The 13,671-nt window shown below is 36.2% G+C and carries 15 protein-coding genes; 1 reads left to right on the plus strand and 14 read right to left on the minus strand.

From position 1 onward, the window contains the following. The first annotated feature begins 120 nt into the window (after nucleotides 1–120). Nucleotides 121–567, plus strand: coding sequence for an ankyrin repeat domain-containing protein (locus AACH21_RS06165; RefSeq protein WP_338482458.1), 447 nt, complete (start codon nucleotides 121–123; stop codon nucleotides 565–567). Between the two features lie 65 nt (nucleotides 568–632). On the opposite strand, the gene AACH21_RS06170 is transcribed toward AACH21_RS06165, so the two are convergent. The 14 genes from AACH21_RS06170 to AACH21_RS06235 all read right to left on the minus strand — a co-directional run bounded on the left by AACH21_RS06170 (nucleotide 633) and on the right by AACH21_RS06235 (nucleotide 13,668). Beyond that, entirely contained in the window at nucleotides 633–1,601 is a 969-nt protein-coding gene (locus AACH21_RS06170; RefSeq protein ID WP_191110948.1) for a phage late control D family protein, read from the minus strand. A 1-nt stretch (nucleotide 1,602) separates the two neighbouring features. Then, nucleotides 1,603–1,806 (minus strand): tail protein X, encoded by a 204-nt coding sequence (locus tag AACH21_RS06175; protein WP_338482459.1) that lies wholly within the window; start codon nucleotides 1,804–1,806, stop codon nucleotides 1,603–1,605. Beyond that, nucleotides 1,787–2,194, minus strand: coding sequence for a phage tail protein (locus AACH21_RS06180; protein WP_338482460.1), 408 nt, complete (start codon nucleotides 2,192–2,194; stop codon nucleotides 1,787–1,789). The genes AACH21_RS06175 and AACH21_RS06180 overlap by 20 nt, the downstream gene beginning before the upstream one ends. Nucleotides 2,195–2,197: 3 nt before the next feature. Then, complete coding sequence (locus AACH21_RS06185) at nucleotides 2,198–4,369, minus strand: phage tail tape measure protein (protein WP_338482461.1); 2,172 nt, start codon at nucleotides 4,367–4,369, stop codon at nucleotides 2,198–2,200. A 112-nt stretch (nucleotides 4,370–4,481) separates the two neighbouring features. Next, nucleotides 4,482–4,733 carry a phage tail assembly protein gene (locus AACH21_RS06190; protein ID WP_015588509.1) on the minus strand — a complete coding sequence of 84 codons (252 nt, stop codon included), beginning with the start codon at nucleotides 4,731–4,733 and terminating at the stop codon, nucleotides 4,482–4,484. A 16-nt stretch (nucleotides 4,734–4,749) separates the two neighbouring features. Continuing rightward, on the minus strand, nucleotides 4,750–5,250 hold the full coding sequence (locus AACH21_RS06195) for a phage major tail tube protein (RefSeq protein ID WP_065094343.1): 501 nt from the start codon (nucleotides 5,248–5,250) through the stop codon (nucleotides 4,750–4,752). Between the two features lie 14 nt (nucleotides 5,251–5,264). Continuing rightward, nucleotides 5,265–6,422 carry a phage tail sheath subtilisin-like domain-containing protein gene (locus AACH21_RS06200; RefSeq protein WP_338482462.1) on the minus strand — a complete coding sequence of 386 codons (1,158 nt, stop codon included), beginning with the start codon at nucleotides 6,420–6,422 and terminating at the stop codon, nucleotides 5,265–5,267. Between the two features lie 15 nt (nucleotides 6,423–6,437). Beyond that, nucleotides 6,438–6,995 carry a hypothetical protein gene (locus AACH21_RS06205; RefSeq protein ID WP_208571640.1) on the minus strand — a complete coding sequence of 186 codons (558 nt, stop codon included), beginning with the start codon at nucleotides 6,993–6,995 and terminating at the stop codon, nucleotides 6,438–6,440. Nucleotides 6,996–7,001: 6 nt separating this feature from the next. Further along, a complete protein-coding gene (locus AACH21_RS06210) occupies nucleotides 7,002–8,432 on the minus strand; it encodes a hypothetical protein (protein WP_338482463.1) in 1,431 nt (476 codons plus the stop codon). Continuing rightward, entirely contained in the window at nucleotides 8,429–8,623 is a 195-nt protein-coding gene (locus tag AACH21_RS06215; protein ID WP_338482464.1) for a hypothetical protein, read from the minus strand. The genes AACH21_RS06210 and AACH21_RS06215 overlap by 4 nt, the downstream gene beginning before the upstream one ends. Further along, a complete protein-coding gene (locus tag AACH21_RS06220; protein WP_338482465.1) occupies nucleotides 8,623–9,807 on the minus strand; it encodes a hypothetical protein in 1,185 nt (394 codons plus the stop codon). The genes AACH21_RS06215 and AACH21_RS06220 overlap by 1 nt, the downstream gene beginning before the upstream one ends. Nucleotides 9,808–9,811: 4 nt before the next feature. Beyond that, entirely contained in the window at nucleotides 9,812–11,737 is a 1,926-nt protein-coding gene (locus AACH21_RS06225; RefSeq protein WP_338482466.1) for a DUF4815 domain-containing protein, read from the minus strand. Between the two features lie 6 nt (nucleotides 11,738–11,743). Then, a complete protein-coding gene (locus AACH21_RS06230; RefSeq protein WP_338482467.1) occupies nucleotides 11,744–12,430 on the minus strand; it encodes a hypothetical protein in 687 nt (228 codons plus the stop codon). A gap of 20 nt (nucleotides 12,431–12,450) precedes the next feature. Beyond that, the gene (locus AACH21_RS06235; RefSeq protein WP_338482833.1) at nucleotides 12,451–13,668 is read right to left on the minus strand and encodes a phage tail protein; all 1,218 of its coding nucleotides are present in this window, start codon (nucleotides 13,666–13,668) and stop codon (nucleotides 12,451–12,453) included. Nucleotides 13,669–13,671 lie beyond the last annotated feature (3 nt).

Here is a 13,671-nt window from a genome sequence, read left to right on the forward strand (position 1 = left end):
TTTAAAGGAAAAGTTGTATATATACATATACAAGATTCATCAAAAATACGTCCAAAAAATCTTTTCTAAAATAAAGTTAATTAGTTGCACTAAACAAGCGATGTAAATAATATAATCAACATGAAATCTAGCCTTTTTTGGAAATTGTTAACAAGTTCAATAATACCGATGATATGCGTTATTGTTCTGTATCAGCACTTTAGTACAGACCAATTATCAAAAGATGTGCCAATAAAAAGTAAGGCAAGTGGCAATGATCTGGAAACATTATCTACTGCAGCTGAAAAATGTAATTTAGATACTGTAAGATCCTTAATAAAAAATGTAGTAGATATCAATGCTACTCATCATTTTGGTGCAACATCATTACACTATGCTACAAGCGGAGGCTGTTTGGAAGTTGTAAAATTTCTAATTGAAGAAGGCATTAATGTAAACACTACTGATGCTTTTGGCTGGACAGCTTTGCACTATGCTGCACAGGAAGGACGCTTGGAAATTGTTAAATTTCTACTGAAAAATGGAGCAAATCCTCTTGCTAAAAACAAAGATAAAAAACTCCTTTAGATCTTGCTGTAGAGGAATTAAACAATAATAAAGAAAAAAAAGATATTTATGAGGAAATTATCAATTTATTTTCCCATAACTGCTGTTAATATAGTACGATAGCCAAGGTTATCAATTACATGCTCAGCCCTATTTATTATCCATTTACCATAAACTCCTTTGCGAAATCCAGAAAGATTAATCTTTGCTTCAGCAAATAATTCAGGATTTCCTGGCATTGTGACATTGAGTGTTGCTGCATTACTCATCAGCTGATTCAACTTCGCAGATGCTGCACTTTGTGCCAAATCACTACTTGCATAAATATCTCGCAAAATATAGCTTGGTTCTTGATCACCTACTTTTTCCGTTATTGTCTCTGCTTTTTCATAATCATACCAGTAAGCAATAACCGAGCCATATTGATTACGCTCATTAAATTTTACTTTCCAATTTGTAATATCTCTAGGTGTTAAAGTAATAGTGCTTAAAGTTTTTCCGGTAACTGACTTTGCTTTTCCTTTTGAAACAAACAGTAAATACCCTCCAGCAGGTTTTGCTATTGCTCCATAAATTTGAGCAAGCCTGGTTAAAAAATGCATATCGCTCTCTGCAGTCTGATCAATATGTGATATCATGATATTTGCAAACTCTGCAGCAACCTTAGCTTGATAGCCATGTTTGTCTGCAATCTTTTTTACCAAATCATTTAAGGTGATTTGATGCCACTCATTAAACACTTGTTCCTTTAATGACTCTTTTAGATCCGCTGCATGACTCTTGATTTTTAGTCCTTGTGGAGGGCCTTGTAGCGTAATTTCATTCACTATGTAATCTCCCATCGGCACAATGCCAGTTTCCTTATACCCAAGTAAAATATTTAGCTTTGCCCCAGTTCTAGGAATTTCAAATAATGAATCACGGTCATCAAGATGAATTACAGCAGTATCACTTATTACTCCAGCTTCATCAGTAATATGCATTGATACTAACCGACTTTTTATCAACTCAGTGATTAAAATTCCCTCTACTGAAATACTAAAGTCTGGTGTCATTTTAATCCCATAGTTTTACTACTTGCTTTTGTGTCTCTTTTTGAATAACAGGAAGTTTAATGATTAATCCTGCAGGAAGAAGTTCGTACTCTGAAAGCCCAGGATTAGCTCTTAACACAATCTCAACTGCTCCTGAGCTGAATCCATAGTAGTTCCAGCAGATTAAATCTAACATATCATTTTCCTTAGTTTTGTAGTACATCATTGTCAGCTGCAGTAAAGTCAGTAGTGTTATTTTGTGATGATAAATTGCTATAATGTTTTAAACTTAAATGAAACTCAATCTTTCTTGGTTCACCATTTGGAAAAAAATATCTCTGCGTTTCTTCTATTTTCACAATAACAAAATGGCCTAAAATGTTACCTTGGCCATCAATGAGTAAAAGAGGTTTCGATAAATTTCGCATATTATTTATTTGCCCCAGTCCTCCTGAATAGATTACTCCCGCAAGCTCAATAACGTCCTCTCCAGGACCAATACTTTGAAGTAATGGCTTTTCTCCAATACGCTCAAGTGCAGGCCAGCGATATTCACTTCTGCGTGTAAAGCCTTGCTCAATTAATGAAAATCTATATGGACCAAGAGATAACATAATTTAATTTATATCGTAAAGTGCGCCACTAAATTGCTCTCTAATTCGCTCCATTACTTCATCAGCAATGCTACGTGTATCTTGCCCAGGGGTTGAATGAATATTAATACTGAAGTGATTATTTTGAGTTTTATTCTCTACAGCTTTACTGTGTGCCGCAATGGGGTACTTAAGAGAATCACTTATAACGTTATTTACAGACTTAACTTCTAGTTTAGACTCATTTCTTTTATTCCACAGATTACTGATTGTTCTAAAGGGCTGAGTAATATTATTCCAAAACTTTCCTACCCAATCAGAAAAAGATTTCCATACAATTTTTACCGATTCCCAGATAGTAACAAAAAAGTTCTTTACCACTTGCCATTTGGTAATTATCAAAGTTGCAGCAACAGCAAGACCACCAATAATCAGCCCCATAGGGTTGCTCATTACGGCAATTGTCAATGCTTTAAATCCAGCAATTATTGCTGGAAAAACTGCAGAAAGACCTATTTTTACCAAAGTAACAACAGATCCAAACATTTTCCAAGTAGATAAAAGAGCAAATAAGGAACCTTTTACAAAAGTCCAAGCATATCCAAGAGATATGGCTGCTATTTTAATACTAATCAATGTTGCAATCGTACTTATGATCACTGTAGTCAGTACTGGATATTCCTTGGCACAAAGTGCTACTTGTGTAGTTGCTGACCTCAGAAGATTAACAGTAAAATTTAAAGGTGGTAATAGTACAGAACCAAGATTCATTCCTACTTCTGCTATTGAGTTTTTAAGTAACTGAAGGTTGTTTGCTGTAGTATTTGCTCTATTTTCAAACTCCCTTTGCATTGAGCCCTTATATTCCCCGTTTATTAATCGTAAAGATTTTTTGTATTCATCAAGACTACCAATAAGTAGTGCTATATCATCTTGATATTCAAGGCCAAAGAGATCAAAGAGAACGCTAGAACGTTCTTGCTTATCTAGTTTTGTAATTGTTTCTAAAAACTTAACTAATGTGCCTTGTGCATTCTTGCCAATTGCTTTCTCAAATTCCTTAGCATTTATTTTTAGCTGCTGAAAAGCTTTTTGAAAGTTTCCACCCTGTTTACTTGCTGTTTGCAGCTTGCTAAGCATTGCATTGATTGCCGTACCTGCTTTTTCAGGAGTTTTGCCAAGACTAATGAAGCTACTTGCCAGAGCTCCTGCTTCCGCTACAGTTAAGCCAAATTGCCTTGCCGTACCACCAATTCTGTTTAGTGCAGGAACAATGTCCTTAGCTTTTGCGGCAGTGTTATCAGAGATATGATTTATCGCATCACCAACGCTTTTCATTTCACCAATTTTAATTTGGTAAATATTAGAGAGCTTAGCAATAGCATCTCCTGCCTCTTCTGCTGACATATCAAATGCAGTTGCCATCTTGGCCACAGTGTCTGTGAAAACCGTAAGATCCTTAGCTTCAATACCAAGCTGCCCACCACTTGCAGTAATTTGCGCAAGTTCTGCTGCAGATAGCGGAATTGTTCGTGACATCCCCTTTAATGTTTCACCAAGTTTTGTCAAGCCATTTACATCTGTATCTTCAAACTTTACAACTTTCTTTACATCAGCCATGGCACTCTCAAAACTAATTGCAGCCTTAAGTGGTGCTGCAAGGGTGAGGCCAAGTGCCACAGCATCCATCATTTGAGCTTTGAAATTTGCTCTTTGCGCTAAAACTCCTTTACGTTTTTGCATTACGGAATTTAAAGCTGTATAGTTATTTTTAAGCTTTTCAATAGAAGAGCCAAGTTTAACTTGATCTCCAATAAGAGATTTTATATCTCTACCACTTTTACTGAACTCAGTGCGTAGTAGGTGGAGAGCACTTCTTTTTTGTAAATAAGCCGTTTTAGCTTTCAGTGCTGCAGCTTTGGATCTTGTAAATTCATTTTGCAGGCTCTTACTTGGTGCTTCTACATTTTTTATCTGTTTAGCCAGAGATTTTGTTTTTATTTCCAGTTCATTCCAAGAACGCCTAGCAAGCAGAGCATCGTGGCTTAATTGTTTAAACTTGAATACTGATTTACTTGATGATTCAAGTTGTTTTATCGTACTACCAATACGAGAAAGTTGCTTCGTGCTACCTGCTATCGTACTATTAAAACTGCTTTGCAGTGTTGCTCCAATTACTATAGAAATTGCCTTCATTTGTATAATTTTCCGCTACTTTCAAACCAAGTAATAAATTCTTCAATATCCATATCAAGCCACTGATTGATTCCACCACCAACCATTGAGCTAAGTGATAATATGCTCAACCTCAATTCTTCTGCTGAGACAAAAAACCTTGTAACGTTTCTTGAATCTTATTGTAGTCTGCTAAATCAAATTCTTCTACTGCTTCTCTTGAAATACTTGCAAGATTTGCAATCAGTGCTACTTCTTTCTCTGCATCGCTATTACCCATACGTTCAACAGCTAAACGATCTCGAACTTTTGGACGGCGTAGAGTTAGCTCTGAAACTAAAATTCCATCGATTTTTATTGGTTCAGTTAATTTAATTTTTTGCATTGTTTTACCCTTTTAGTTAAATTCCTAAAGCTGTGCGCATAGAAGTCATTTGATCAACACCATCGATCTTGCGAATCATATTCTCAGCGTCAATTTCAATCAATTCTCTGCCATCAATGGTAAGCTTATAATAGTTGGCAGCAATTATACATTTTAGTGTTGCTTTTTCAGCAGCCTTCCAGTTACCAAAATCAAGTTCCTTAAAGAGCCCTCTTAAGTTAATTACTACTGATTCGGCATCACTACTTCCCTGCAAACCTCCTCTTAAAGTAAGAGAAACAGCATTATTGTTTATCAATCCGAAAAGTCTAAAGAGCTCAGAGTCATATTCAGAAAAAGTGAAATCTGCTTCAAGCTTTTCCATGCCCATATCAATATTTATTGGAATATCCATACCACCAGCTCTGTATTCTTCTGTTTTTATGGTAAGTTTTGGCAAGGTTACTTCATCTATTTTTCCTGCATAGCCACGACCATCAACAAATACGTTAAAATTCTTTAGGATCTTTGGTAACATCTCTCTTTCTCCTTTTACAATATTGCGCCACTCACAAGGTGTGACCTGAAAGTAATCTGTTCAGCTGGATATGGTGGCGTGAACTCAAAATCAAAAGACACTTTTCCGCTTGCAATATTTGTTGGTGTATTGAGCTCTGGAGTTGCATAACATTTTCCGCTAATAATCGCCCCTTGCGCTTTTAAATTTGCAAGATAAGAATTTACCCCCTCAATCACATCATCTATATAAGTTTTGGTAATATTGCGATCAACTGTCCATAAATGAGCTCGAAGTAGACTATCGTTGATTAAATCTGCAGTCCTTCTCACTGACAAAAAAGCCCATTTTGAGTCATTTGAACATGTTCTATTTCCCCAAAGCCTATAGCCATTTTGATGAATTATCGTTGTTACTTCATTTTCATTCAAGTGGTTTGCTCTACAATTTGCATAACCTAAGCTAAAATCAATAGGCCTGCTTGTTCCAACAATACCATTTATCTCTTTATTTGAAGGTGAGTGCCAGAAGCCTTGCTCGCTATCTATCTTAGCTATTAAACCAGCTACAAATGAACTTGGAGGGAGAATTTCTTCTTTTCCTTCAATAAAAACCTTAACCCACGGATCAACAACATAAACTCTTGAGCTGCCTACACTTTTTCTCCATTTTATTGCTTCTTCATCATTGGTATTTGGTCCATCTGCTACTATTATTGCTCTTAGCTTTTCTGCTATAGGAATTAAAGCGCTAACCACTGGATTTCCAGCATCTCCAGATAATTGATGAGTAAACTGAGGTGCAATTAGTATTCTTGGCGCAACATGAACTATGCTTTCACTGCTTAAGAACGCTTGAATTCCCTGATATTCTCCAGTTTCTTCGTTAACTCCACCAATGACATTGCTGAGCGTCTCTTCTACTTTCTCCTCAACTCGAATAACTACTACTGTTGCACCAATTTGGGAAAAAATTGCATTAATAGCTGAAGGCAAAGTCCCAGATTGACCAAGTTTTGCTGCTTCTTTTAAGCTTCCTGCTATTAATATTGGTTTATTTAGTGGAAACTTTTGCCCGTCAGCATCAGGTGCAGTACCAATTACTCCAATTACCGATGATTTAGCTGTTCGTACTGTCCTCGCTCCTGAGGTAACCTCGATAACATTTACTCCATGTAGAAACTGTTCTGTCATTTCTTTTTCCCCTTTTCAACTTTCTTGCATTTTTTGTTTACAATTATCTAGCAAAGTTTGCAGCTCTTCCTTACTTTTAGCTTCACCGATTTCCCTTTCAGCTATATCCACCAATTCTTCGCACTTGATTATTGCTTTTTTCGCTCTTTTTGCTTTTTCCTGAATTATTCTTGCCATTTCTACTACTGAAATTCCTCGGACTTTTGCTAATGGCTCTATAATTTCTGCATCTTTTTTGTCTATAGATTCTGGTGCTGCTAAAATGTTCTCTGCGGCTTTTGCTTGTATTTCGTACGACTTAGACTTCTGATGAGAATATCCTGCGTATTGGTGAGTATAGTTATCATAATAAGCATGAAGATTAGAAAGTGCAGAAAACTTCGCATTTTGTAGTAACTCCAATTCAATATCTTCTTGATTCCGCTGAGCAATTTTGCCTCCTTCTGTTAAACAATAGCTTTTTTGCCAATCAAAATCTTCTGGTGCTTCATACCAATCATTTTCAGTTGGCTTGCTTTCAAGTGTTGTTGTTTCTACTTGTTTATCATTTTCAAATCTAATGTAGATAGACATTGTTTGTTACCTCCAAATCTCATACGTGTTAGATAATCCTGGACATTGCCAAGCTTTTAGCGTTCTCTCCACATCTACTTCAAGTCCTGTAGTTAGAACATTGCTACGTATGTTATAAATCCCCCACTGAATAAATTGACCATAGTTGTGTACATAATTTGATGCAAGCATACCTTGACTAACTTGTGTTCTGGAATACAGGTAAGATGATGTGTAAAGTAATATTGCAACTGTTTTTCCTGCTGGAATCTCCACATTACCAGATCCAGCTAATTTGCTATCAGAACTCGTGTATTGGTAAACATTTTTCCACATTATTTTAGAGATTCTTGACTTACTGGAATTAGTATTATCTGGCGTTCCCACAAATAATCCTGCACCTCCATACTCCGCACTCGAATACGATGATCCAACAAATTCCATCGTTTTATTTATGTTCACATTTGTTGTATTTTTTACAAATACTACTCCAAGTGCAGCATATGGGTAATAGTATATTTGATCATAACTACCAGAAAAACTGTTTGTGTATAACTCTCCGTAAATAAATGTTCCCTTGCTTCCCTCTATAAAACTTAGTTGTCTTGGCCGATAAAAACTAACGTAATCTGTATCGTATGTATGGCTACCTGCTAGTAGTTGTAACATATAGTCAGTTTTTGTTATATCACTACTCCACTTTCCAAGCTCTGTCATAAAATTTCCGTGGCCAAAGTAATTATTTTTTCTTCCAAGTACACCAAATAAGAAAGGTAATGCTCCAGGTTCAACCATGTTGCGCTTTCTTATTTCATTTATAAGAGACGCTTTTAACTGTTCATCCCGAGTTTTTACCTCATTAGAGATGTTTTCAATTCGAGTTTCTATTTCTCCTATAATTGATGAGCCAGGTGGTACATTATTAACAGCACGAAAATCTTCTACTAAACCTTTAAGACCATCTTTATGACTGTTACTAATGCTATTTATTGCTGCAATATTGGCATTCTTTCTCGTATCAAGTAGCGATAAATTTGTTGTCCCTTTTTCATCGATTCTCTTTAATAACTGCTTCTCTGATTCAGAGATCACTGCTAAAGAGCTAGCTTTTTTATTATCCAGATCAGTTAAGTGTTTTTTTGCACTATCAAGAAGTTCTTTTAGCTTACCATCTGTCATCTGCACAATTTCAGAAACCGCACTTTTGTCGACTATTGATTCCAATGCTTTAGCAAGATATGCTAATTGATCTGGAGTACTGTTTTCTGCTAAATCCTTAAGTCTTTTTTGTAGTGCATCAATTATTTCTTTTACTTTAGTCATTTGCGCAATATCAGAAATAGCTTTTTTATCTGCTATCAATTCCAGCGATTTTGCAAGATATGCCAGTTGATCAGCTGTGCTACTTACTGCTAAATCCTTTATCCTTTTATGTAACGCTTCCATTGCTTCTTTCATTCCCAAAAATTCAAAAAAGTTTCAAATCTAAATCGTTTAAAATTATTTTTTAGTTGATTATGCTCATCTTCTCTTTCGGTAATATCTTCATCTATTTTTTCTATAGCTCTTCGAATACTTACCACATCTTGAACTGCAATATTTTCTGGATGAGGCAGTGGATATCCTCGTTTGGTTTGGTCAACAGTCATTATGTGACAATCACTCTGAGATTTTTTACCTTAGGGCGATAAACAACCGTTCCACTTAAAACTAATTTTATCCTTGTTTCATTGCCATTAAAGTTTGTCAGCACATGAGTTCTCTCTACCCAATTTTCTCCAATTGGTTTTCCTGATGTTAAATTTACTAATTGCCAATCCACATTTTTTTGCACATATGCTTTTACATCTGCAGTGCCAGGTATTAGCGCATCATACGTTATGGTAATTTTAGTGTTAGCTCCTGCTGTAATACTTCTTGTAACATAATCTCCAGACTCTAAAAGATTACCTAGAACTAGCTGTAACCCTGGATATAGCACTGGACTTTTTTCTTTTGACCCTTTTAAATTTGCCTTTACTGTTAACTCTCCAGATAGTCTTTCACGCAGCGCGAGCGGCAAGTTATCAGATAGAAAATTTTCTTTTCCTTCTTCATCTGTCAGAATAAATTCTACATTGGTATCAAATGCTACTTTTTCGACGTTCGTCAAAACAATTAAATCTGAAGTATTGGTTGCTGTAACTTTGCCAAGATCAATAACATGAGAATTTTCGCTAAATTTTGCAGCTAGTAGTCGAAACGTTAAATCTAAATTTTGATGTGGAGTCCAGGTGCTTGCATTGCTTGATGACAGTAATACTCCTACTTGATATGGCTGGCTTGTTACCCAACGGCTATTTACTGCATCATATTTGCCAAGTTCTGCTATTTTTACTGCAGTACCAGGATCATCAGTAAGCAGTACTATTGCATACTCCTCTCCTGCATGGCAAAACACTGGCGACCATTCTATACGTGTTGCTGTGCCATCTACTTTTATATCTTTCGGCTCAATATAGCTTTCAGCAATAACAGTCTGCGATGGCATTCCCACTGCTGTTTCTCTAATCTGCACAACAACACGTTTTTTGCCTTTATTTATAAACCATAACTCTAGACCTCCTATGTGCCTACTCTCATTTAAAGTAAATGTTTGCGCTAAAGGATCAATTCTTCTTGCTGCGATAACTCTTCTTCTCTCTTCTATGGTAATAGTTTTTTTACCAGTGTACGTTGCTTCTCCATAGCTTCCTTTATCACCATAAAACTGTACTAATTTAGTACCTGCTGGAATATTTGCTGGGATTTTTATTTTTCCACTTATTTGTCCTTGATTGTTAACTATTAACATATTTTTATGCTATAGGTTGAATAATTATTCCGTCAAATTTTATCTCTTTAAGCTTCTCACTTGGCTCAAAACCTTCAATTTCAAAATTCTGTACTGCTTCTCTCATAAATTCAGTTTCGTATGAAGTACTTGACAGCAGCTCTGTCGTTTCTTTAACATTAAATACTCTTGTTACTGGACTTTTCCAATTCGTGGTAACCTCTGTCCAGTGGTCAATGTTTTTATTTAGAGTAATTTCTGCCGGGACTGGATCAAAAGCTTGATACGGATTAATCTTTTCTCCTTTAGTCTGTAAAAGCTGCTCCAGTACCGGTTCAAGTTTATAAGGCAAAAGATATCTTTCCCCACCTTTTTCAATATCTGCAACTTCTACATCTATTGGCAGAACTAGCTCTCTATTTACTATTGCTGCAGACTGTGAAACTCCTTGATCACGCATATCATCGTCAAAAAACGAATCAACAAATACTCCTTTTTTCGTGGTTGGCTCTCTTGAATTTGCATCACTACGTAGACGTTCCTGTGCAACAAGAGCATAAAGATCATTTATTCCTTTTTTCATTGCTTCAAGCTCATTCATCGGTACAGCATGAATAGCATTATTCACTATTTTTACCCCTTCGCCTTTTTTCCACGTCTGATGAATGTAGCAAAGCAAAAGTTGTCCACTAGGCGCTCTAGGCATTGATGGTCGCCAAGGGTGAGCTATGCCTTTTATTCTTCTTACTACTCCTTTGCTATCGATAGTAATTAAATCAAAGCGTGGCATTTTCCAGGTATAATCTATCAAAACCAAGCTGTTATCAACTGCTCCTTTTACTTTACACCCCTTTTCACTTATATCTTCAGGGCTTACGTGGGTACGGCAACGATAAGTTATTTGATAACTACTTCCAGGTGCAGGTTCTTTGCCAGGTAACGACCAATCAACATTTCCTGCGTTTAGTTTATAATCTACACTATTTTCATAAATAACATTGCCTTGTTTAATTTGAATAATCTCAAGTACTGCAGAGTCAGGTATTGGATCAACAGCTCCTGAGTATGAACCATGAGTAACGGTAATGGTTTTTTGAACAGTTATATCTACTTTTTTAATTTCACTTATTGGAAAATCATTAACTTTAAGTTCCATTACTCTTTGGCTATTTGGCTGAAAAGTATGTGGTTCTGATTCAACTGCTTTTATATCTGGATCTTCATCAAAAGAAACACGAATACTGTGAGGTAGCTCAATCTCATAGCCATCAACATGAGCTTTGCCCTCATTAATCACAAATATTTTTTTTCCTCCTTCTCCCTCTTCCTTTTGCAGGAACATTACTTCAAGACCATTTACGACATAGGAACCATTTGCTTCTTTGTCATAACGAGCAAGAGCAGTAGTTACTATATTTGCTTGTGGTGGCGGTGAATGTTCTATCAATACTCCATTTTCAATGTTATAAATTGGATAAAATTCTCCTGAAGCATTAGTAGTCACACCCTCAGCTTGATAACTCCAAGTGGTGGAAACTTTAAGCCTTGCAGCCCCTACTTCTTGATAGTTACGTGTACCAACAGCAGGATCACGAAGGTTTTCATCCTCAAGTTCTGTAATGGTAGATTCTACGTAATAAACACCTATACGCACTGTGGTACTCAGTGGAATAACAAACTCTTCTTTTTCAACTTTTCTAACCGCTCCACGAAGATAGATTTTTCCTGATTCAAGCGTAACTTTACCAGTTTCTCTATCTATAATACAATTGCTTCCTATTATAACATCACCATCACGAAATATTGCATCGCCTATGCCTTTAAGCTTAGAGAGAGCATACTCCTGAGTCTCGTTTAATTCTGCAGATTGCAAACCTCTTCCAGCAAGAAATAAGCTTTTTTCGTATTCTTTGTCAGGATTAAAGCGGTTATAATAGGTGTTTAAAGTCATTTTATTCTAAAAGGTTACAACAAATGAAAAAGTCTCTCTTGTGGCAGCAGTTCTGATAAGTGGTACAGTGTGTTCTAAAATCAGCAAGATTCCATGGTCTTCTATATCTTTTGGTTCAAAATATCTCTGTCCAGGAGGCAATTTTTCTACCACCTTTGTACCAACCATAACTCCAAGCTCTCTTATTACTTGATTTGCTGCGTCCGTGAAATCGAAAGTAAATTTAAGATACAGATTATTGATTGGTACATTCGATGGTTTAAACCTTCCAGATGGAGTCACAAGTTCTCCATTATCATCACCACTGCAAAAGAGCACCTCATCAACAACACGACGTCCAACTTCCTTAATTAATGTTGCAGAAGTAATTAGTTCCGGTGGTGTGTCTTGAGTATACTCTATAGTGATTACGCTATCTGCTATAATTGCACCATTTTCTACACGCTCAATAGCGCCTGAGCTACCATCAACTATATAATCTATGCTTGACTGATAAATTGTTTGCCCTGTATAAACTTTTACATCTTTAATAGTGTGGTGATCTAAACTTATCTTGCCGCCTGCTGTAAAAGTTTTTTCAACTTTGTAGCTGCTTTCCCAGGTAGAATCTCCAGATCCCCAAGCAAGATGTATTGGTTGCTCTTTTATGCTCGCAGCAATAGCTGCTCTGCCTGATTGTGTCAGTATTGACATGTCTGATTGCGTGATTGATATTATATATATACAAGATTCGTAGAAAAAACGTCCAATTTTTTTGTAATAATGGGCTCAAAATTTTTCCAAGGGCGATTTAAGTGGCGATGTTCATGCCAAGTGACCATACCTGGGTAAAATACTGCTACGTAATTTTCTAGCTCATGAATAGGATCTTTCTGTTTTAAATCTGAGTCATTTTGACAATCAATATGATATTCCCTTAAATTAGACTCTATTATTCTTTGATCAGTAAAACTCTTTGCTTCGTAGTAATAAGTTATACTAAACCGCTCTAAAATTGGTGTACGTCGAAAATTCCAAATCTGCTCAGAGAGTTTATCTTCACTTAAGTAAAATGTATGCTCTATTTCTTTATAAGCAGTTGGTGCAAAACAAGCATTGATATCTCCCAAATTCCAACTATCTGATAATACTATCAACGCTTTAGCAAACTTAATTTCTGGCAATAAACCCTGTGGTAGAGGATATAGTGCTTTTAAGTTATACCACTCGTGACTTCTTTCATATATACCGTTGTAATTCTTGGTGTGAGGCTCTGTCTCTCCTAATACTGCAACATCCAACCTATATAAATCATTACTGTAACTTCTATCATAATGTGATCTAAAAGTGCTAAATTTAAATCTTGGATTTCCTATTTTTAGCTCAAATGAGTTTTTTCTTCCAAACGATAATACTGGCCCTTCTTTTGCTATTCTTACACCCGAGTAGCCTGAAAGAAGATCTCCAAAAATACTTTCATCTAACATAAACCGCTGAGCATTGTAATAATCATTGAATATTCGCATTAATCGAGATCTTGCCGGTGCAGAAAGTTTTGCCAGAGCAATTACACTATCGACAAAAAAGTCATTAGGAACATCAGAGATGCCAATTTGAAATTCAGCAAAATGCTCTCCTGGTGGTTCTTCTTGAATGGTAATATTATCAATGTTTGCCCATTTCAGCGCCATCTTCAGTGACTGTGGTGTACCGCGCAAACGTTGAAATCTTATTCCGTTTTGCTTAGCTAAGACCCATTCTTTTAATGCACTCTTAGTAGCTTTCTTACCCCAGGATAAAATTTCTCCCAAGCCGTATTCCGCTACTAGCCACGGCAACATTTCAGTCTGTGGGTTAAATTTAAATCCCCGTAGAGAATTTGCATCAAGAGAATAATTAATTATGTCTGTAAGTATTTGCTCTTGCTTTGAAGCATTTGGAGGAAGTATCACCAA

Origin of the sequence: Wolbachia endosymbiont (group A) of Ophion costatus (genome assembly GCF_963969245.1) — a bacterium.
In the GTDB taxonomy this organism is placed as follows: domain Bacteria; phylum Pseudomonadota; class Alphaproteobacteria; order Rickettsiales; family Anaplasmataceae; genus Wolbachia; species Wolbachia pipientis.

Bases quoted from the DNA above. Each gene is read 5' to 3' on its own strand.
- AACH21_RS06180 (WP_338482460.1), bottom strand. From the start codon at position 2,194: ATGTTATCTCTTGGTCCATATAGATTTTCATTAATTGAGCAAGGCTTT.
- AACH21_RS06170 (WP_191110948.1), bottom strand. From the start codon at position 1,601: ATGACACCAGACTTTAGTATTTCAGTAGAGGGAATTTTAATCACTGAG.
- AACH21_RS06230 (WP_338482467.1), bottom strand. From the start codon at position 12,430: ATGTCAATACTGACACAATCAGGCAGAGCAGCTATTGCTGCGAGCATA.
- AACH21_RS06190 (WP_015588509.1), bottom strand. From the start codon at position 4,733: ATGCAAAAAATTAAATTAACTGAACCAATAAAAATCGATGGAATTTTA.
- AACH21_RS06225 (WP_338482466.1), bottom strand. From the start codon at position 11,737: ATGACTTTAAACACCTATTATAACCGCTTTAATCCTGACAAAGAATAC.
- AACH21_RS06215 (WP_338482464.1), bottom strand. From the start codon at position 8,623: ATGACTGTTGACCAAACCAAACGAGGATATCCACTGCCTCATCCAGAA.
- AACH21_RS06210 (WP_338482463.1), bottom strand. From the start codon at position 8,432: ATGAAAGAAGCAATGGAAGCGTTACATAAAAGGATAAAGGATTTAGCA.
- AACH21_RS06205 (WP_208571640.1), bottom strand. From the start codon at position 6,995: ATGTCTATCTACATTAGATTTGAAAATGATAAACAAGTAGAAACAACA.
- AACH21_RS06195 (WP_065094343.1), bottom strand. From the start codon at position 5,250: ATGTTACCAAAGATCCTAAAGAATTTTAACGTATTTGTTGATGGTCGT.
- AACH21_RS06220 (WP_338482465.1), bottom strand. From the start codon at position 9,807: ATGTTAATAGTTAACAATCAAGGACAAATAAGTGGAAAAATAAAAATC.
- AACH21_RS06165 (WP_338482458.1), top strand. From the start codon at position 121: ATGAAATCTAGCCTTTTTTGGAAATTGTTAACAAGTTCAATAATACCG.
- AACH21_RS06200 (WP_338482462.1), bottom strand. From the start codon at position 6,422: ATGACAGAACAGTTTCTACATGGAGTAAATGTTATCGAGGTTACCTCA.
- AACH21_RS06185 (WP_338482461.1), bottom strand. From the start codon at position 4,369: ATGAAGGCAATTTCTATAGTAATTGGAGCAACACTGCAAAGCAGTTTT.
- AACH21_RS06175 (WP_338482459.1), bottom strand. From the start codon at position 1,806: ATGATGTACTACAAAACTAAGGAAAATGATATGTTAGATTTAATCTGC.